A 16,111-nucleotide genomic window follows, 5' to 3' on the forward strand; every position below is an offset into this window, starting at 1 on the left:
ACGCAGCCGCATGTACACACCGAACAATTCCGCCATCAACGACCCCGCAACGCTGGCGCATGTGATGACCGAGATTTCCTTTGGCGCGCTGATCACGCCGACGGCAGAAGGGATCGAGATCAGCCACCTGCCGTGGATCGTGCGCGAAGAGGGCGGTCGGGTCATATTGGAAAGCCATGTGGCGCGGCCCAATCCGCATTGGAAACTGGCGGGCGCGGGTTCTGTGGTGATGTTTCAGGGACCGCAGGCCTATGTGTCGCCCTCATTTTACCCGTCAAAACAAGTGGATGGTAAAGTTGTGCCGACCTGGGCCTATATCGTGGTCCATGCCCATGGGATGTTTGAAAGTTTCAATGGCGCGGAGGAACTTCACGCCCATCTGCGTGATTTGACCCATCGTCATGAGGCGGGACGGGCGGAGCCTTGGGCAATGTCGGACGCGCCCGTGCCTTATCTCGCGGCGCTCAAACGCGGTATCATCGGGTTGCGGTTCACGGTGGATCGGTTGGAGGGCAAATGGAAGGTCAACCAGCACAAATCGACCGCCGACCGTCAGGGCAGCTATGAGGGGCTGATGGCGTCGGGCGAACAGGGCGTGGATCTGGCGCAGGCCTTGGCCTCATTCCCCGCATCTCAAGACTAAGGTAAAGACGAAAAAGGCGCCCTAAAGAGCGCCTTTTGTTAATCTTTCGAGGTCTTACACCGGCTCTTACACCGGCTCTTACACCAAGCGCGAAATCTCTTTGGCCGCGCGCACAAAATCGCGGAACAAAGGCGCAGGGGCGAAGGGTTTGGATTTCAATTCCGGGTGGAACTGAACGCCGATGTACCACGGGTGATCTTTGAGCTCGACGATCTCTGGCAAGCGTCCGTCGGGGGACATGCCGGAAAAGATCAGGCCGCAGTCTTGCAATTTCTCGCGGTATTTCGTGTCGACCTCATAGCGGTGACGGTGGCGTTCTTCGATCTCGGTCCCGCCATAGATTTCGGCCACTTTTGAGCCTTCGGTCAAGGTCGCGCTATAGGCGCCAAGGCGCATGGTGCCGCCCTTGTCGTCACCGGCTTTACGGCGCACGGTGTGGTTGCCCTGTACCCATTCTTTGAGGTGGTAGACCACTGGCTCAAAACGTTTTTTACCTGCCTCGTGATCGAATTCTTCAGACCCGGCGGTGTCAATCCCGGCCAGATTGCGCGCGGCCTCGATGACGGCCAATTGCATGCCCAGACAGATGCCCAAGTAGGGGATTTTGCGGGTACGGGCGAATTCCGCCGCTTTGATTTTGCCCTCTGTGCCGCGCTCGCCAAAGCCGCCGGGGACCAAAATGGCGTGAAAGCCTTCGAGGTAGGGGGCGGGGTCTTCGCGTTCGAAAATCTCGGCATCGACCCATTCGACCTTGACGCGGACCCGGTTGGCCATGCCGCCATGGGTCAGCGCCTCGGCGATGGATTTATAGGCGTCTTCGAGTTGGACATATTTGCCGACGATGGCGACTTTGACCTCGCCTTCGGGATTGAACACCCGGTCGGCCACGTCATGCCACACAGTGAGGTCGGGTTTCGGTGCGGGCGCGATGCCGAAGGCGTCCAACACGGCTTGGTCAAGACCTTCGCGGTGATAGGCCAGCGGCGCTTCGTAGATGGATTTCAAATCCGGGGCCGCGATCACATCCTCTTTGCGCACGTTACAGAACAGGGCGATTTTTTCGCGCTCTTTTTCCGGGATTGGATGCTCGGAGCGGCAGACCAACACATTCGGCTGAAGGCCGATGGTGCGCAGCTCTTTGACCGAGTGCTGGGTCGGTTTGGTTTTCAACTCGCCAGAGGCAGTGATGTAGGGGAGCAGCGTCAGGTGCATGAAAATACACTGGCCGCGCGGGCGATCTTGGGCGAATTGGCGGATGGCTTCAAAAAAGGGCAGGCCTTCGATGTCGCCAACGGTGCCCCCGATCTCGCAGAGCATGAAATCGACCTCATCATCGCCAATTTCAAGGAAGTCTTTGATTTCATTGGTGACATGCGGGATCACCTGAATGGTTTTTCCAAGGTAATCGCCACGGCGCTCTTTTTCCAAAACATTGGTGTACACGCGGCCAGAGGAAATCGAATCTGTGCTGCGGGCAGCCACACCCGTGAAGCGTTCATAGTGGCCAAGGTCGAGATCGGTCTCCGCGCCATCGTCGGTCACAAACACTTCACCGTGTTCAAACGGGCTCATCGTGCCCGGATCGACGTTGAGGTAAGGGTCAAGTTTGCGCAGGCGGACCGAATAACCGCGGGCTTGCAAAAGCGCGCCGAGGGCGGCCGAGGCAAGGCCTTTGCCAAGCGAGGATACAACACCGCCGGTGATAAAAACGTAACGTGCCATGGGCTGGAGTGTCTCCCGTGATAGTCCAAAATTCATGCGGACGCGGTGTTTGATTTCGGTCCAGTAGAGGGGCCAAAAACACCACGGTTCACGGGATTTAAGCGATATCAGATTCGGTCGTCCCGCGCAACCAAACCGCAACATGTTGAGGGGGAAATCCGCTCAACGCCCAAGGGATTGTTAAAACCTGAGGTTTAGGTGGATCAGTCTGCGCGCGGTGCTTCGATCGGTGCATCCGCGGAGGGCGGCAACAAGCTGTCACCCGACGGCAAGGCCGGTGTGGTGGTCTCAGCCGGAGCCGTTTCCTCAATCGTGACACCGTCCATCACAGAGGAGGTGGCCGCATCCCGACGCGCCAAAACAGTGAGCGTCAGGGAGGTGCAGAGAAAGCCGATCGCAAAGATCCAGGTCAGTTTGCCAAGGGCCGTGGCCGCCGCGCGGCCGGTCATGACGTCACCGCCGCCCCCCATGCCAAGGCCGCCACCCTCAGAGCGCTGCAAAAGCACAATGCCAATCAGGCAAAGCGCAAGGATCAGGTGGATGACGAGGATGACATTTTCCATGGATCAGGCCTTTGGGTCGTTCGATGGGGCTACTTAAGAGGTCTGAGCGTTCCGCGCAACCCCGAATGCCGGGGTCTTGGCGCAGGACAGATCGAACAAGGCTTGCCTTTCGCGATTGGGCCTGCATTTTGGCGTATATGGAAAAAGATTTTACCCTGCGCCCCGCTACGCTTTCTGACGCTCATGCCATTGCCGAGGTGCAAGTGGCGGTGTGGCAAAGCGCTTATCGCGACATCCTGCCCGCCGCGTTGATTGAACGCATGTCGGTGGCGGATCGTGAAAACGGTTGGAGCAAAATCCTCACGGCTTATGCGGAATCCGGGCGTGGCGCGGTGTTTGTGGCCGAACAATCGGACGCGATCGTGGGCTTTTTGTCCTGTGGCGATCAGCGAGACGACGACCTTATGGCAGCATTCCCCGGCGAGTTTTCCGCGATTTATGTCGCAGACAGCGCACAACGACAGGGGATTGGCCGGGCTTTGATGGGCGAGGGGGCAAGGGCGCTCAAGGCGATGGGGCATGGTGCCGCAGCCCTTTGGGTCCTGTCCGAAAACGCGGGGGCGCGGGGGTTTTATCAGGCGCTTGGCGGATTTATATCCGCCGAACGGATCGACACGCGCGGGGACGACGGTCTGAATGAGATCGCCTATGGCTGGGCCGATCTTGGCGAAATTTGCGCAATATAAAGCCGCAGCCCTTAAATTGTGGTTTCATCACGCGGTCTGGCTGGCTATACAGCCCCGGGCTTCATCCAATCCAAAGGATTCATTATGGCTAACGTCGTCGTTGTCGGCGCCCAATGGGGTGACGAGGGAAAAGGCAAGATTGTAGACTGGCTTTCTGAACGCGCAGACATCATTGCGCGCTTCCAAGGTGGTCACAATGCCGGCCACACGCTCGTCATCGACGGCAAGGTCTATAAGCTGAACGCATTGCCTTCGGGTGTGGTGCGTGGCGGCAAATTGTCGGTGATCGGCAATGGGGTTGTGCTGGACCCGTGGCATCTTGTGGCGGAAATTGCCAAGATCCGCGAGCAAGGCGTGGTCATTTCGCCAGAGACCTTGATGATCGCGGAAAACACGCCGCTGATCCTGCCGATCCACGGTGAATTGGACCGGGCGCGCGAAGAAGCGGCCTCCAAAGGGACAAAGATTGGCACCACGGGCCGCGGCATTGGTCCGGCCTATGAGGACAAAGTCGGTCGTCGTTCGGTGCGCGTGGCGGATTTGGCCGATGAGGCCACATTGATTGCCCGCGTCGACCGCGCGCTTCAACACCACGATCCGCTGCGCAAAGGTCTTGGCATCGAGCCGGTCGATCGCGACCGTTTGATCAATGATCTCAAAGCCATCGCGGGTGAAATTCTGCCTTATGCGAAACCGGTTTGGAAAGTGCTCAACGAGCAGCGCAAAGCCGGCAAGCGCATTCTGTTTGAAGGCGCTCAGGGTGCGCTTTTGGACATTGATTTCGGCACCTATCCGTTTGTGACCTCGTCGAACGTGATCGCCGGTCAGGCCGCCACAGGCGTGGGCATGGGGCCGGGGGCGATCAACTATGTGTTGGGCATCGTCAAAGCCTATACCACCCGCGTGGGCGAAGGTCCGTTCCCGACCGAATTGCTTGACGACGATGGTCAGCGGTTGGGCGAACGCGGCCATGAATTTGGCACCGTCACAGGCCGCAAACGCCGCTGTGGCTGGTTTGACGCCGCGCTTGTGCGTCAGACCTGTGCAACCTCCGGCGTGACCGGGATTGCCCTGACCAAGCTCGACGTTTTGGACGGGTTTGAGACGCTGAAAATCTGTGTCGGCTATGATCTGGACGGCGAACGGCTGGATTACCTGCCGACCGCTGCGGATCAACAGGCGCGCTGTACGCCGATCTATGAGGAAATGCCCGGCTGGTCCGAATCGACCGAAGGCGCGCGGTCTTGGAACGATCTTCCGGCCAATGCGATCAAATATGTCCGCCACATCGAAGAGCTGATCGAATGCCCGGTGTCGATGTTGTCGACCTCTCCCGAGCGCGAAGACACGATCCTCGTCACCGATCCGTTTGCGGATTAAGGCGCGGCATGGCTCTGAGCTATAAATCCCGTCGCCGTCTGGCGCTTTTGATCCTCGTTCTGGGTCTGCCCGGCTATATCGTGGTGGCGGTGACGGTGATGAACTGGCTGGAGCGCCCGTCGATTTGGGTCGAACTGGCGGTCTATATTGGGCTGGGCGTGCTTTGGGCGCTGCCGCTTAAGGCGGTGTTCAAAGGCATCGGTCAGGCCGATCCTGATGCGCCGCCGCAAGATCACGAAGATTGATCCCAAGATAGTCATATGACTTAAAAAGGCCGCCCCGAAGGGCGGCCTTTTTCGTAGGTCTTTTAACGACATTCAGCGCGGCTTGAACCGCGTGCTGGCCGCAACGGCAAACTGGCCGCGCGTCATCTTTTTGATCTTGCCTTGCCGCAAAAGCTGACCAAACGATCGCAATCGTTCTTCGACCGGCACGTCGGTGGGCATCGCTTGGGTCGCCAGTCGCATGATCTGTGGCCGGGTGGCGGTGTCGCGGCCTTGGACAAAATGGGTATAGGCCGCAGCCGCTTCCAACAGTTCCGGCAGGGTTTCGGCCCCAAGACGTTCGGCGAATTCGGCGAATTCCGTCACCGTCTCAGCAGCGGTTTGATCGGGTTCCTCGGCGGTGTCAAAAACCTGTTCTTGTTGCACCGCAAGGGCCGAGGTCGAAATGCGGCGCGGCCGAACCGGAGTGATATTGGCACCACCGGCGACCTCGACAGGGGCGTCGATGCGTTGTTCCGACACCAACATCAAAGGGGGCAATTGGCGGCGGGTCTGGCCGCTGACCGCGGGGCGACGCGGGCGCACAACACGCGCCAGGTCTTGTTTGTAGACATCCGCATCGTCGTCGTCCTCAGCGGTGGCATCTTTGTCGGTTTTCTCGGCGCGAATCGCACCCACGGCGGCTTTCAGATGTTGGATTGCGTTGCGGCGGCGGGCGTTTTCCCCCTTGGCCATTTCGCGGTCGGTTTCGTCCATCAGGCGTGACATCGACGCATCGGAGGTGGCAAACACATTGCGTGTGTCGCTGTCGCCCTCGTCCGCGCCGTCGTCTTCATCCGTCAACAGTTGGCTGTCGTCGTCGCCTTCGGCGCTGTCGTCGTCATACTCGGCGGCAATCGCGCCGGTTTCGCTGTCATCGTCCAAAATGTCGGCCGCCACTTCCGGTGACAGCGCGCCACTTGCGGCGACTTCGGCCAGTTCGCGCATCAACTCGTCTTCGGCCTCATCATCGAGCGAAGAGGAGCCAAGTTCGCGGCGCAGCGCCGAAGTTAAATCGGCATCGCTGTTGGCGGCCTCGACGACCGTCTCAGCCACAGCTTCGGCCTCACCCTCACCCTCACCCTCTTGCGGCTGAGCTTCATAGTCAGAGCGGCGCATTTTGACGACGCGGGCACGAACGCGACGTAGCGGATCTTGTGGTGCGTCTTCTGGTGTGTCTTCTGCGGCGATCTCGGCCTCAGCGGATGTTTCGCTGGCCTCGGCAATGTCAGCGGCGAGGTTGACGTCGATGTCTGTGGTGGCGCGGTCTGTGGTATCTGCCACGGCCACCGCCTCTTGCGCTGCGGGAGCATCGTCTTGCTGCAGGCTGGAGAGGATCGTGTCGAGTTTGGCCTCGTCATCAGCCTCGGTGCTTGCTGCGTCGTTTTCGACAGGCTCTTGTCCCGTTTCGATCTCTTCGGTGAGACTTTCGTCAGCTTCAGAAACGGTGTCGTCGCTCATCTCATCGGCAAAATCGTCTTCGATCTCGGCCAAGGCGACAGGTTCATCCGCCAGCGCAATGGCCGGGGTCTCTTGTTCTGCCTCGATCTCGTCAAACACCTCAGTTTGATCCGGCGTGGTTTGGAACCCGCCGAAATTCACCGAGGCCTGTTGATCTTCAACAAATTCGGCCTCGCCACGTTGGGCGACAGCGGCACGGATGCGTTCGAGCTTATCTGCAATGGAATTGGCAACTGCGGGGGCAGCGGCTTTGGCTGCGGGAGCTGGTTTGCGCAGAGCCGGTTTGTTTTGTGCAAGAGGGGCAGGCGAGGAAACCGGAGCAGCGGTCTCTTGTGCCGGAGGGACAGTGGCGTTGGACGCAGATTTGGCTTGGGCCTTTTGGGGCTTCGCCTTTTTGCGTTGGGCTTTGGCCTCTTGTGACGCGGCACGGGCGCGGGAGGCGGCGGCATCTCGATCAGCCTCACCGGCATCGACATCGCTGTCATCCTCGATTTGGCGCAACACCAGACTGTTGTCTTGCATGCGGGCTTCGACCCGGCGCTGAATTTCCTTTTCCGCGATGGAATGTAACATTTGGGGGTCGGGCGTCGGAGGTTCGGCCCCGAAATACCGGTCATCCGCCGCGAGATCGCGGAAATACTCTGCAATGGACCGCATCGTGTTGAACGGATCGTCGAATCCCTCCAACGTACAGGAGAACGTCCCGTAGGATACGGTTAGAATTTTACTCTCACTCACCATGCCAATACTCGCTTTCTGCTCTTGCTCAGCACCTATCTGTTTACCATGAATTGGTTCGCAAATAGGAACAGAACAAGGAAATCGCCGTGATCATTTCTTGTTCGAAATGTGGCAAAATGGTTAACGCTGGAGCCTGAAGCATGAAGAATCCTGTCCTGAAAACCGAAAAAAGTGTGACTTTACTGGGCGGTGGACAGGTTGACCGCGAAACCCTTATCGACATTTTAAAATCAGCACCAATTTTGGTCGCAGCCGATGGTGCGGCAGATCGCGCCCTGGCCGAAGGTCTGATGCCGGAGGCGGTGATTGGCGATTTTGACAGTGTGTCGCAGGATGCGCGGGGGGTGATTCCCCCTGAGCGGCTGCATCACATTCCTGAACAAGACAGCACGGATTTCGAAAAATGCCTGAGCCGGATTGACGCGCCGCTGATTTTTGGCGTCGGCTTCACCGGCGCGCGGGTGGATCACGAATTGGCGGTCTACACGGCTTTGACACGTCACCCAAAACAGCGCTGCATCATCGTGGGCGAGTACGATGTGATCGCCCATGTGCCCAGCTCTATTTCCCTCACCCTTGCACCCGGCACGCGCGTGTCGCTGTTCCCGATGGGTCCGGTGACGGGGCGCTCAGAGGGGTTGCGCTGGCCGATTGAGGGGTTGCATTTTGCGCCTTCCGGTCGGGTTGGCACCTCGAATGAAGCCTCTGAGGCACAGGTCGATTTGGCCTTTGATGGGCCTGGGATGTTGCTGATCCTGCCGCGTTCGGACCTTGCCGCGCTGGTCAAAGGCCTCTGTGGTTAAGAGGCGGTGGGCCCCGCGACCACCGGGGGTTTTTGCGCGTGCATCCGTTCGCGGTGGATCAGATACAGCCCCGAGGCGACGATCACCGCGATGCCGATCCAGACGGTGAGGTTGGGGAAATCGCCAAAGACCACAAGCCCCGCGAGGGTCGAAAACGCCAGTTCCAGATAGGACAGCGGCGCGAGTGTGGCGGAGGGCGCAAGGCGCAGCGCCAAGGTCAGAAATTGATGCGACAGGGTGGCCGCCAAGCCCACAGAAATGAGCCAGACCCACATGATCCCCTCGGGCATCACCGGGTCAAACATCCCGCCTTTGCCGTCGAAATAGATCAAAATCGGCAGCGCCATGAGCACAGAGACCACGGCTGTGGCGGCTTGCAACAGGACGGGCGTGTGGTGGCGGAGCGCACGGGTGACCAGCATGTAACAGGCAAACAGGACGCCGGCGGCAAAGGGCAAAAGCGCCACCGCGCCAAAGGTCACAAGCCCCGGCTGCACCACGATCAAAGCGCCGGCAAATCCGACCACGGCGGCCATGATCCGGCGTGGGCCGATCTGTTCATGAAAGATCATCCAGCCCAAAAGCAAGATCACGAAAGGTTCGACATAGGTCACCGCCAAGGCGTCGGCCAAGGGCATGACCGACACTGCGCCGACAAAGGCAAAGGTCGCGCCCAAGGTGAAGAGCGCGCGCAAAGCGATCAGGCCCCAGTCACGGCGGCTGATCTGCCACGACAGGCCCATGATCCCCGACAAAGGCACCAGAACCAGCGCCTGAACCACAAAGCGCCCAACGGTGATTTGCGCCGCCGGATGGGCAACGGAGGCCAATTTGGCGCTGACGTCGATCAGGGGCGCAATGGCGCAAAAGCCGACCATCAAAAGGAGTCCGAACACGGGGTGATCTGGGGGGCGATTTTGGATCATGAGCCTTTGTCAGGCAGAGGGCGCGGGCGCGCAAGTCCGTTTCGAGATGAAAATGCACCTATGCGGTCCGGCTTACCTGTCTGGTCGTGTCAGGATATAGGCCGCCCCCGCACTCATCAAAACCGCTTGCGCGATGAGCACATAGGCGGGCAGGCCAAGGATCAGACAGATCACAAAACTCGCGGCCATCATCGAGATGGAGAGAATTTTGATCCGGCGCGGGATGGCCCCGGTTTCTTCCCAGTTGCGAATGAGGGGGCCAAAATGGGCGTGATCCAGCAACCACATCCGCAGGCGTGGCGAACCTTTGGTGAAAAAGAACGCAGCCAGTATCAGGAATCCGGTCGTCGGCAGGACCGGCAACACCGCACCGATCAGGCCCAAAGCCACGCAAAACCCGCCGAGGGTAAGATGGACATATTTTGACATCCGCTCAACCATGCCTTGTTCTACCACGTCCCCCTTACCCAAGCATTTACGCCCATGCGGCGCGCTGTCCAGTCGTCTTGACGCCGCAGACCGGCGCAGAGGGGGGGACCACGCATTTATCCTATTCAAACGGCGGTGTGCCGCCTATAACCGCCGGTGACACTTTCAGTCACAAACGCGCGCTCAGCCATTGGGGGAAACACAGCATGTCCGACACCCTGTCGCCGATTGACACCGCCAAATTTGTCGCCGCCAAAAAGGCGGTGGAATTTGTCGAGGATGGGATGAAACTGGGTCTGGGCACAGGCTCCACGGCGGCGTGGATGGTGCGGTGTTTGGGCGAATTGGTGCGGGATGAGGGGCTGAATATCGTCGGCGTTCCGACCTCAAGCCGCACCGCCGAACTGGCGCGACAACAGGGGATCAAAGTGATCTCTTTGGATGAGGCGAAATGGCTTGATCTGACGATTGACGGCACCGATGAATTTGATGGCGATCTGAACCTGATCAAGGGCGGCGGCGGGGCGTTGTTGCAAGAAAAGATCGTGGCGACCGCGTCGGATCAGATGATTGTGATCTCGGATGTCTCGAAACAGGTCGAAATGCTCGGCGCGTTTCCTTTGCCCGTCGAGGTCATCCCCTTTGGCTGGCAGACCACCAAGGCACTGATCGAAGAGACGTTGGTGTCGATGGATGTGCTGGGTCAGCATTCGACCCTGCGGATGAACGGCGATGCCGCCTATGTGACGGACGAGGGCAATCACATCGTCGATCTTCACCTGCAACGCATTGGCAACGCGCGGCAATTGACTTTGGTGTTAAACCAAATCCCCGGCGTGGTCGAAAACGGCCTGTTCATCGACATTTGCGATAAGGTCATCATCGGCCATGGCGATGGCCGGGTGACGACGCGGGACATCCTGTCGGGTGAGGAAAGCGAAGATCAGATCGAATTCGCCGAGAGCGAAAATATTTTTGCTGATCTGGAGTGATCACATCTGTCAAAACCGCACAGGGCCACGCGCATAAACCGCGGGGTTTTCCTTTGGCGTCAAACCCCCTACATCTACCCCCAACTTAGACTTCTTCTAAAAGGCGGTAGCATGGACTTCGATTATGATCTCTTCGTGATTGGCGGTGGCTCGGGCGGTGTGCGCGCGGCGCGGCTGACGGCGGCGGATGGGAAAAAGGTCGCGATGGCCGAAGAGTTCCGCATGGGCGGCACCTGTGTCATCCGCGGCTGTGTGCCGAAAAAGCTGATGGTCTTTGCCTCGCAGTACTCGGGGTATGCCGAAGAGGCCGGGACATACGGCTGGGACATCACCTTGGGTGATTTCAATTGGCCGTCGTTTCAAAAGCGGCTGCATGCCGAATTGTCCCGGCTTGAGGCCATTTATACCCGCAACGCCGACACGGCAGGGGTCGAGATCCTGCACCAACGCGCCACGGTGAAAGACCCGCATACGGTCGTGCTGGCCGATGGCACGGAGAAAACCACGAAACATATCCTTGTGGCTGTGGGGGGGACACCGTTTGTGCCCGGTACTGTGCCGGGGATCGAACATGCGATCACTTCGAACGAGATTTTCGACATTCCGGCACTGCCGAAAAAAATCCTCATCGTTGGTGGCGGATATATCGCCTGTGAATTCGCCTGTATCTTCAACGGTCTTGGCTCTGAGGTGACGCAATATTATCGCGGTGCGCAAATCCTGCGCGGCTTTGATGATGAGGCACGCGGCCATATTGCCGAGCTGATCACCGGGCAGGGCATCAATCTGCATGTCGGCACCGATGTTGAACGGCTTGAAAAGCGCGACGATGGCATTTGGGTCAAGGCCACGGATGGGCGCGAAACCCTGTTTGATGTGGTGCTTTATGCCACCGGACGCACGCCCAACACCAAAGGTCTGGGGCTTGAAGCGGCGGGCGTTGAACTGGGCCGTCATGGCGAGGTCAAAGTGGACGCCTATAGCCAAACCAACATCCCTTCGATCTATGCCGTGGGCGATGTCACCGACCGCATCCAACTGACCCCCGTGGCGATCCGCGAGGCGGTGGCGTTTCACGAGACGGTGTTCAAGGGCAATCCGATGAAACCGGATCACTCAAACGTGCCGTCGGCAATTTTCACCCAGCCGGAATATGGCGCGGTCGGTCTGACCGAAGAACAGGCGCGCGAAGAGGGGCCGATTGAGGTCTATTGCGCCGCGTTCCGCCCGATGCAAAACGCCTTTATCGAGAAAAACGAACGGGTGATGTTCAAACTCATCGTCTGTGCCAACTCGCGCAAGGTGCTGGGCTGTCACATCATCGCGCCCCATGCTGGGGAACTGATCCAGATCGCGGGGGTGGCCGTGAAAATGGGCGCCACCAAAGAGGATTTCGACGCGACAGTGGCGGTGCACCCGACCATGTCCGAAGAAATCGTTCTGATGAAAACGCCGACTCGCGTTCATAACTGAGTAAAACACCCCGAAAGGGGCCGAAACCACCCCTGCGACCATCTCGCACCCTTGAAACTCGGGGCGAGAGCGAACAGGTTAGACAAGAGCCTTGGCCCGACAGGACCGTCCTGCCGGGTCAGACCCATACGAGAGAGGAAGAGATCTTTATGGCCAGTAACAATGGCGGCCCTTGGGGCACCGGAGGTGGTGGAAACCGTCCGACCGGTCCCGGCGGCGACAATCGTGGCGGCGACAACCGGAATGGCGGACGCCGTCCCGGTGATCAGCCCCAGATCCCCGAAATCGAAGATATGCTCAACAAGGGCAACGAATATCTGAAGGTGTTGATGGGCGGCAAGGGGGGCGGCGGTGGCCGCTCCGGCGGTTCTGATGGCGACGGCCCCGGCATGTCCAAGGGCGTTATCGCTCTTGTGGTTTTGGGCGCTGTTGGCCTTTGGGCGTTTTCCTCTTTCTACACCGTGAAACCGGAAGAACAGTCGGTCGAATTGTTCCTTGGCAAGTTTTCCAAGATCGGCAATCCGGGCCTGAACTTTGCGCCATGGCCGGTGGTGAGCTACGAGAAAGTCGTGGTGACGGGCGAGCGGACCGAAACGGTCGGCCTCGCCGGCAGTGGTGGGTCGGGCATGATGCTCACGACCGACGCGAATATCGTCGACATCGACTTTCAGGTGGTCTGGAATATCAACGATCCGGCGAAATTCCTTTTCAACCTTTCCGATCCGGTTCAGACCGTACAGGCGGTGTCCGAGGCCTCCATGCGCGAGATCATCGCGGCTTCGACACTGGCTCCGATCCTCAACCGGGACCGTGGTGTGATCGCCGACAGAGCGTTTGAACTGATCCAATCGACACTCGACAGCTACGACAGCGGCATCACCGTGATCCGCGTCAACCTCGACAAGGCCGACCCGCCCACGGACGTGATCAACGCGTTCCGTGACGTGCAGGCTGCCGAACAGGAACGGGACCGGTTGCAGCGTCAGGCCGACGCCTATGCCAACACGGCCCTTGCCGGTGCCCGCGGGTCCGCGGCACAGATCCTTGAAGAAGCCGAAGGCTACCGTGCTCAGGTTGTCAACGCCGCAAAAGGTGAGGCGAGCCGGTTCTCCGCTGTTTTGGCCGAATATCAAAACGCCCCCGAGGTGACGCGCAAACGTCTGTATCTTGAGGCGATGGAAGAGGTTTACGGCGGTCTCGACAAGATCATTCTCGATGATAATGCCGCCAGTGGTCAGGGCGTCGTGCCCTATCTTCCGCTCAATGAGCTTCGGAAATCAACCACCACCGGAGGGTCGAACTGATGAAGAAACTTCCTATTTTCATCGCCGTTCTTTTCGTGGCGGCTGTGCTGGCGTTCTCTTCGTTTTTTGTCGTGGACGAACGTCAAAAAGCGCTGGTTCTGCAATTCGGCCAGATCAAGGCCGTCAAAGAGGAACCTGGGCTTTCCTTTAAAATCCCGTTCATTCAGGACGTCGTTTACTACGATGACCGCATCCTGTCGCTCGAAACGCCGGAAATCGAGGTCACGCCCTCGGATGACCGTCGTCTTTTGGTCGACTCCTTTGCGCGCTACCGCATCGCGGATGTGGTGAAGTTCCGTCAGGCGGTGTCCACCGGCGGGATCCGCTTGGCCGAAGATCGTCTCAAAGGCATCCTGAACGCACAGCTGCGTGAGGTTTTGGGCGCTGACACGATCACCTCGAACACGATCATTTCGGCAGAGCGGGCGTCGTTGGCGCTGCGCATTCGGGACAAGTCCCGGATCGAGGCCGCCTCGTTGGGCATCGACATCATGGACGTTCGGTTGAAACAGACCTTTTTGCCGGAACAGAACCTTGAGGCCACCTTTGCCCGGATGCGGGCAGAACGTGAACGCGAGGCCGCCGACGAGCGGGCGCGTGGTGCAGAGGCCGCACAGCGTGTGCGGGCACAGGCGGATCGGACTGTGGTCGAACTTAAATCTGACGCCAGCCGTCAGGCCGAGATCACCCGTGGTGAAGCCGATGCCGAGAAAAACCGCATCTATGCGGATGCCTATGGTGCCGACCCGGATTTCTTTGAGTTCTATCGCTCGTTGGATGCCTACCGGAAGGGTCTCAATGGCGAGAACACCACCATGGTGATTTCGCCGGACAGCGAATTCTTTGACTACCTGAAATCCAATTCAGGTCGCTGAGAGGCATCTGTTTCTGAGGGACGTCTGACCCCTCTGTGAAAATCAAAAGGGGCGGGTGGGAACACCGGCCCCTTATTTTTTGGCCCAGCTTTATAAGCTGTTCATTTTGGTGTGCTTTACCCTTGTCACAGCCTGCTCACATGCTGTTGACTGAACGCGACCGACCTTGAGTTGTGCCACACCGCACCTATCTATACCCCAAAGACACGTGTCGCGCCCGGCCATGCCATTTCCGGCACAAGCATTCGGGGGCATCAGACGGAGGATATTTTACCGATGATACAGGCTCGCGCCATTTCCACCGATCAAAGCAGAGGGATGGTTCCCTCCCGCGCTGATCTTCGCATGATGGTCTTTGCCCTGATTGGGGTCATTGCACTTCTGTTCCAAACTGTGTCTGCCGAGGCGCGTGGCGCGCCTGAAAGTTTCGCCGATCTCGCCGAAAAGGTCAGCCCCGCCGTGGTGAACATCACCACCACAACCATGGTTGAGGCGGTCGCCAACGATCAGCCGGTTGTGCCCGAAGGCTCGCCGTTTGAGGATTTCTTTCGCGATTTCATGGATCGCAACGGCCAGGGCGGACAGACCCCGCGCCGCTCTCAGGCTTTGGGGTCGGGCTTTGTGATCTCCGAGGACGGCTATATCGTCACCAACAACCATGTGATTGAAGGCGCTGACGAGATTTCGATCGAATTCTTTGAGGGCTTCACCCTTCCGGCCAAATTGATCGGCACTGATCCGAAAACGGACATTGCCGTTCTGAAGGTCGAAAGCGATAAGCCTTTGAAATATGTGCCCTTTGGCGATAGCGACCTGTCGCGCATTGGCGATTGGGTGATGGCCATGGGCAACCCGCTTGGCCAAGGGTTCTCGGTCTCTGCGGGTATCGTGTCGCAACGTGGCCGCGCGCTCCAGGGCGCCTATGACGATTACATTCAAACCGACGCCGCCATCAACCGCGGCAACTCCGGTGGCCCGCTGTTCAACATGGACGGTCAGGTCATTGGCGTGAACACCGCGATCCTGTCCCCGAACGGTGGGTCCATCGGCATCGGCTTTTCGATGGCCTCCAATGTGGTCTCCAAAGTTGTCGATCAGTTGAAAGAATTCGGCGAAACCCGTCGCGGTTGGTTGGGTGTGCGCATCCAGGACGTGACGCCCGATGTGGCCGAGGCCATGGGGCTTGAGGCCGTCAAAGGCGCGCTTGTCACCGATGTGCCTGAGGGGCCGTCGAAAGAGGCGGGCCTTGCATCTGGCGATGTGATCATGACCTTTGACAGCAAAGAGGTCACTGACACCCGCAGCCTTGTGCGCACGGTGGGCGAGACCGAAGTCGGCAAAGCGGTGCGTGTCACCGTGTTCCGTGACGGCAAAACCAAAACGCTGATGGTCACTCTGGGCCGCCGCGAAGAGGCCGAAAACGTCGCCTTCCCGACCGACGATGGGGCGGCACCGCAAGTGCCCGACACCACCCAGATGATGGGCCTGAGCTTGCAGCCGCTGGATGACACGCTGCGCGAAGAACTTGGCGTGACCTCCGGCACCGATGGTTTGGTTGTGGTCGAGGTGGATGAGGCTTCTGAGGCCTTTGCCAAAGGTTTGCGGGCGGGCGATGTGATCACCGAAGCGGGTCAGCAGAAACTGATGTCTGTGGCCGATCTCGAAGCCCGTGTGAGCGAGGCGCGCGAAGGTGGCCGCAAGACCGTGTTGCTCTTGGTGCGCCGCGCTGGTGATCCGCGCTTTGTGGCCCTTGGTGTCGATGACAACTGAGGTCGGTGACAACTGAGCTTGAGCGCCTTCCCTCATAAAGAACGCAAAGGCGGCCCCAAAATATGGCGGGCCGCCTTTTT

General features: G+C 59.0%; 15 protein-coding genes. 10 read left to right on the forward strand and 5 right to left on the reverse strand.

All coding sequences use genetic code 11. The features are described from left to right. The first annotated feature begins 10 nt into the window (after positions 1 to 10). A complete protein-coding gene (locus BLT54_RS04970; RefSeq protein ID WP_074641840.1) occupies positions 11 to 643 on the forward strand; it encodes an FMN-binding negative transcriptional regulator in 633 nt (210 codons plus the stop codon). A 78-nt stretch (positions 644 to 721) separates the two neighbouring features. Here BLT54_RS04970 and BLT54_RS04975 read toward each other — a convergent pair whose 3' ends face one another. Together BLT54_RS04975 and secG are read right to left on the reverse strand one after the other, a co-directional pair. Beyond that, entirely contained in the window at positions 722 to 2,365 is a 1,644-nt protein-coding gene (locus tag BLT54_RS04975) for a CTP synthase (protein ID WP_074641842.1), read from the reverse strand. A 203-nt stretch (positions 2,366 to 2,568) separates the two neighbouring features. Further along, a complete protein-coding gene (secG, locus tag BLT54_RS04980; protein WP_074641845.1) occupies positions 2,569 to 2,928 on the reverse strand; it encodes a preprotein translocase subunit SecG in 360 nt (119 codons plus the stop codon). 137 nt (positions 2,929 to 3,065) lie between these two features. Here secG and BLT54_RS04985 point away from each other — a divergent pair, with 137 nt between their 5' ends. From BLT54_RS04985 to BLT54_RS04995, 3 genes are all read left to right on the forward strand, one after another. Beyond that, positions 3,066 to 3,614 (forward strand): GNAT family N-acetyltransferase, encoded by a 549-nt coding sequence (locus BLT54_RS04985; protein WP_074642435.1) that lies wholly within the window; start codon positions 3,066 to 3,068, stop codon positions 3,612 to 3,614. Between the two features lie 84 nt (positions 3,615 to 3,698). Next, a complete protein-coding gene (locus tag BLT54_RS04990) occupies positions 3,699 to 4,994 on the forward strand; it encodes an adenylosuccinate synthase (RefSeq protein WP_074641848.1) in 1,296 nt (431 codons plus the stop codon). Positions 4,995 to 5,002: 8 nt separating this feature from the next. Further along, complete coding sequence (locus tag BLT54_RS04995) at positions 5,003 to 5,239, forward strand: DUF2842 domain-containing protein (protein ID WP_074641850.1); 237 nt, start codon at positions 5,003 to 5,005, stop codon at positions 5,237 to 5,239. Between the two features lie 72 nt (positions 5,240 to 5,311). On the opposite strand, the gene BLT54_RS05000 is transcribed toward BLT54_RS04995, so the two are convergent. Beyond that, a complete protein-coding gene (locus BLT54_RS05000; RefSeq protein ID WP_143026746.1) occupies positions 5,312 to 7,459 on the reverse strand; it encodes a hypothetical protein in 2,148 nt (715 codons plus the stop codon). A gap of 140 nt (positions 7,460 to 7,599) precedes the next feature. On the opposite strand from BLT54_RS05000, the gene BLT54_RS05005 reads away from it, so the two are divergent. Then, complete coding sequence (locus BLT54_RS05005) at positions 7,600 to 8,262, forward strand: thiamine diphosphokinase (protein WP_074641856.1); 663 nt, start codon at positions 7,600 to 7,602, stop codon at positions 8,260 to 8,262. On the opposite strand, the gene BLT54_RS05010 is transcribed toward BLT54_RS05005, so the two are convergent. Then, the gene (locus BLT54_RS05010; RefSeq protein ID WP_074641858.1) at positions 8,259 to 9,188 is read right to left on the reverse strand and encodes a DMT family transporter; all 930 of its coding nucleotides are present in this window, start codon (positions 9,186 to 9,188) and stop codon (positions 8,259 to 8,261) included. The two genes, BLT54_RS05005 and BLT54_RS05010, sit on opposite strands and share 4 nt — an antisense overlap. A gap of 72 nt (positions 9,189 to 9,260) precedes the next feature. Beyond that, positions 9,261 to 9,659, reverse strand: coding sequence for a YbaN family protein (locus BLT54_RS05015; RefSeq protein WP_245707951.1), 399 nt, complete (start codon positions 9,657 to 9,659; stop codon positions 9,261 to 9,263). 164 nt (positions 9,660 to 9,823) lie between these two features. Between BLT54_RS05015 and rpiA the strand changes: the two genes are divergently transcribed. The 5 genes from rpiA (at position 9,824) to BLT54_RS05040 (ending at position 16,031) form a co-directional block, all read left to right on the forward strand. Then, positions 9,824 to 10,609, forward strand: coding sequence for a ribose-5-phosphate isomerase RpiA (gene rpiA / locus BLT54_RS05020; RefSeq protein WP_074641860.1), 786 nt, complete (start codon positions 9,824 to 9,826; stop codon positions 10,607 to 10,609). A gap of 111 nt (positions 10,610 to 10,720) precedes the next feature. Next, the gene (gene gor, locus BLT54_RS05025) at positions 10,721 to 12,082 is read left to right on the forward strand and encodes a glutathione-disulfide reductase (RefSeq protein WP_074641863.1); all 1,362 of its coding nucleotides are present in this window, start codon (positions 10,721 to 10,723) and stop codon (positions 12,080 to 12,082) included. Positions 12,083 to 12,231: 149 nt separating this feature from the next. Then, positions 12,232 to 13,386 (forward strand): FtsH protease activity modulator HflK, encoded by a 1,155-nt coding sequence (gene hflK, locus BLT54_RS05030; RefSeq protein WP_074641865.1) that lies wholly within the window; start codon positions 12,232 to 12,234, stop codon positions 13,384 to 13,386. Then, the gene (hflC, locus tag BLT54_RS05035) at positions 13,386 to 14,261 is read left to right on the forward strand and encodes a protease modulator HflC (RefSeq protein WP_074641867.1); all 876 of its coding nucleotides are present in this window, start codon (positions 13,386 to 13,388) and stop codon (positions 14,259 to 14,261) included. Before hflK ends, hflC begins: the two co-directional genes overlap by 1 nt. Positions 14,262 to 14,606: 345 nt before the next feature. Continuing rightward, positions 14,607 to 16,031: a DegQ family serine endoprotease gene (locus BLT54_RS05040; RefSeq protein WP_425429327.1), complete on the forward strand. Its 1,425-nt coding sequence runs from the start codon at positions 14,607 to 14,609 to the stop codon at positions 16,029 to 16,031. The last annotated feature ends 80 nt before the right edge of the window (positions 16,032 to 16,111 follow it).

Source organism: Celeribacter baekdonensis (assembly GCF_900102315.1).
GTDB classification, from domain to species: domain Bacteria; phylum Pseudomonadota; class Alphaproteobacteria; order Rhodobacterales; family Rhodobacteraceae; genus Celeribacter; species Celeribacter baekdonensis.

Coding starts and splice junctions, on each gene's coding strand:
- BLT54_RS04975 (WP_074641842.1), bottom strand. CDS start 2,365: ATGGCACGTTACGTTTTTATCACCGGCGGTGTTGTATCCTCGCTTGGC.
- BLT54_RS04970 (WP_074641840.1), top strand. CDS start 11: ATGTACACACCGAACAATTCCGCCATCAACGACCCCGCAACGCTGGCG.
- BLT54_RS04995 (WP_074641850.1), top strand. CDS start 5,003: ATGGCTCTGAGCTATAAATCCCGTCGCCGTCTGGCGCTTTTGATCCTC.
- BLT54_RS05040 (WP_425429327.1), top strand. CDS start 14,607: ATGATGGTCTTTGCCCTGATTGGGGTCATTGCACTTCTGTTCCAAACT.
- rpiA (WP_074641860.1), top strand. CDS start 9,824: ATGTCCGACACCCTGTCGCCGATTGACACCGCCAAATTTGTCGCCGCC.
- BLT54_RS04990 (WP_074641848.1), top strand. CDS start 3,699: ATGGCTAACGTCGTCGTTGTCGGCGCCCAATGGGGTGACGAGGGAAAA.
- hflK (WP_074641865.1), top strand. CDS start 12,232: ATGGCCAGTAACAATGGCGGCCCTTGGGGCACCGGAGGTGGTGGAAAC.
- BLT54_RS05010 (WP_074641858.1), bottom strand. CDS start 9,188: ATGATCCAAAATCGCCCCCCAGATCACCCCGTGTTCGGACTCCTTTTG.
- hflC (WP_074641867.1), top strand. CDS start 13,386: ATGAAGAAACTTCCTATTTTCATCGCCGTTCTTTTCGTGGCGGCTGTG.
- BLT54_RS05000 (WP_143026746.1), bottom strand. CDS start 7,459: ATGGTGAGTGAGAGTAAAATTCTAACCGTATCCTACGGGACGTTCTCC.
- gor (WP_074641863.1), top strand. CDS start 10,721: ATGGACTTCGATTATGATCTCTTCGTGATTGGCGGTGGCTCGGGCGGT.
- secG (WP_074641845.1), bottom strand. CDS start 2,928: ATGGAAAATGTCATCCTCGTCATCCACCTGATCCTTGCGCTTTGCCTG.
- BLT54_RS05005 (WP_074641856.1), top strand. CDS start 7,600: ATGAAGAATCCTGTCCTGAAAACCGAAAAAAGTGTGACTTTACTGGGC.
- BLT54_RS04985 (WP_074642435.1), top strand. CDS start 3,066: ATGGAAAAAGATTTTACCCTGCGCCCCGCTACGCTTTCTGACGCTCAT.